Annotated in this window: 1 pseudogene; it reads right to left on the bottom strand. The window is 64.2% G+C overall.

What is annotated here, in order from left to right:
- Nucleotides 1-731 (bottom strand): annotated as a pseudogene (locus N879_RS12960) (FAD-dependent oxidoreductase); the annotation flags it as partial.
- Nucleotides 732-791 lie beyond the last annotated feature (60 nt).

Below are 791 nucleotides of genomic sequence, written 5' to 3'. Positions count from 1 at the left end.
GCCGCCACGTGTGCCTCATGCACCGCCTTGTGCGCCAGCATGGGCTGCCCGACGATGTCGCCGATGGCGAAGATGTGCGGCACGTTGGTGCGCATCTGGATGTCGACGTTGATGAAACCGCGGTCCGTCACAGACACGCCGGCCTTTTCAGCGGCAATCTTCTTGCCGTTGGGCGTGCGGCCCACGGCCTGCAGCACCAGGTCGTACACCTGGGGTTCGGGGGTGGTGCCGCCCTCTTCCGCTGGCGCGAATGTGACCTTGATGCCTTCAGGTGTGGCCTCGGCACCCACGGTTTTCGTCTTCAACATGATGTTGTCGAAGCGCTTGGCGTTCATCTTCTGCCAGATCTTGACCAGGTCGCGGTCGGCGCCCTGCATCAGGCCGTCCATCATTTCCACCACATCCAGGCGTGCGCCCAGGGTGCTGTACACCGTGCCCATTTCCAGGCCGATGATGCCGCCGCCCAGGATGAGCATGCGTTTGGGCACGCCGCTGAGCGCCAGCGCGCCGGTGGAATCGACCACGCGCGGGTCGTTGGGCATGAACGGCAGGCGCACGGCCTGGCTGCCAGCGGCGATGATGGCGCGCTTGAAGGCGATGACCTTCTTGGTGCCCGTCTTCTCCTGGCCCGTGCCGGTGGTTTCTTCCACTTCGAGGTGGTTGGCGCCGACAAAGGCACCGTAGCCGCGAACGGTGGTGACCTTGCGCATTTTGGCCATGGCGGGGTCTCCTCGTTTTCAGTGCAATAAGTGACGGTACGCAAAGCTAGCACTGGCGCGGGGGTGGTCTGG

Source organism: Alcaligenes sp. EGD-AK7 (assembly GCF_000465875.3).
Classification (GTDB): Bacteria; Pseudomonadota; Gammaproteobacteria; order Burkholderiales; family Burkholderiaceae_B; genus Alcaligenes; species Alcaligenes phenolicus.
The sequence above is the reverse complement of the archived record's forward strand: the minus strand, read 5'-3'. Positions and strand labels throughout refer to the sequence as shown.